At 62.0% G+C, this 1382-nt stretch carries 2 protein-coding genes; both read right to left on the reverse strand.

The features are described 5' to 3' along the window. Positions 1 to 111 precede the first annotated feature (111 nt). Positions 112 to 894, reverse strand: a complete 783-nt coding sequence (dsbG, locus tag B7L71_RS11960; protein ID WP_081138190.1) for a thiol:disulfide interchange protein DsbG — start codon at positions 892 to 894, stop codon at positions 112 to 114. 64 nt (positions 895 to 958) lie between these two features. Beyond that, the coding region (locus B7L71_RS11965; protein ID WP_139790131.1) for a TlpA disulfide reductase family protein at positions 959 to 1382 on the reverse strand (424 nt) is incomplete at its 5' end.

The raw sequence follows: 1382 nt of genomic DNA on the forward strand, positions 1-1382 counted from the left end.
TCCCGCGGAGGCGGCGCCAGCCGCCCCGATAGCGCCACGGTCATTACCCCAGCACGATATCGCTAAAAGCCACAGCCACCTTGGGCGTGGTGGCTAGTCTGGCCTCCATGCTTACGGTGCTTCGCTGCCCATCATGTCCAGAAGGCGGGCTTCGTTGGGCATGCCTTGGATGCGGTCGATGCGTAGCAGGCCTGTGTCGGTTTCGCGTTGGTAGGCGCTGGTGGGGGTGGCGTACAGTCCCAGCTCATCGAAAAGCTGGTTATTGGCATAGACCTGTTCTTCGATATCGCGAGGTTGCGCACTGGCGCTCAGGGATTCGCCTTCGCTATGGCGGTGCAGGGCCTCGGCGGGGTCGTCGGCACCGAGGAGGGTGGCGGCGAGGGCGGGGCTGTTTGGCGCCAGAATGCCTACCATGATGTGGCGTAACTGAACTTCACCGGCTTCCACCCAAGGGCGAGCTTGTTGCCATAGCTGGCGGCAGTAAGGGCAGTTGGCGTCGGTGAAGGTGTAAATCACGCGGGGGGCGTCCGGGTTGCCGTCTTGAATCCAGTGGCTCTCTTCCAGCAGTTGCCAGGTTTCGGCTTCGAGCGGGACGCGCACATGTTCGTCCAGCTGCGCTTCGGTCAGGTCATTGCCCGCGCTGTCCATCAGTGTGCCGACAATGGCGTGTTCGCCGTCGGCGGTCAGGTAGATGGCCATATCCTGGCCTTGCACGCTGGCGCCGTAGCCGCGCATACCGCCGGGGGCCTCGAATTGCCCGTGAATGCTGATGCCCTGGTCGGCCAGGGCTTGCACCGGGGCGGGTAGAACATCGGCCTGGCTGGTAATGGCAAAGCCGCTCAACGCAGCCAGCAGGGTCAGACGGCCCGTCTGAATGGGAAACATCCGTTGCATCACTTTATCCTCAAATAGGCCGCACTCGCGGCAGTGGGTAACTCATGATTACGCTGTAGAAGGCTTAACGAATACGTGATAGCCCATCGTTCAGGGTGGCTCGGGAAAGCTCGCCAAAGTGGGTGCTGACCAATTGGCCCTGGGCGTCATAATAAAGCGTGGTGGGCATGGCGTGGGCACCTGTCACTTGACCCAGCGCATTGCGCGGGTCTTGCCAGACGTTGTCGAGCTGAAAGCCATGTTCTGCCATGAAGCGGTTGATCTGTGGAAGACTCTCCCCCTGATTGACGAACACGAACGTCACATCCTGCTCCTGCTGCTGAGCCGCTTCGAAGACCGGCATTTCGCGAATGCAGGGCGGGCACCAGCTGGCCCACAGGTTCACTACCATGGGTTGGCCCTGTTGCTGAGCCAGCTCCGGCAGGCTGATGGGGGTGTCTTCCAGGGTGCTGAGCGGGGTGGTGGGCAGCGGCCGGGTCTGCTGTTCG

It is taken from the genome of Halomonas sp. BC2 (genome assembly GCF_002078115.1).
GTDB classification, from domain to species: Bacteria; Pseudomonadota; Gammaproteobacteria; order Pseudomonadales; family Halomonadaceae; genus Vreelandella; species Vreelandella stevensii.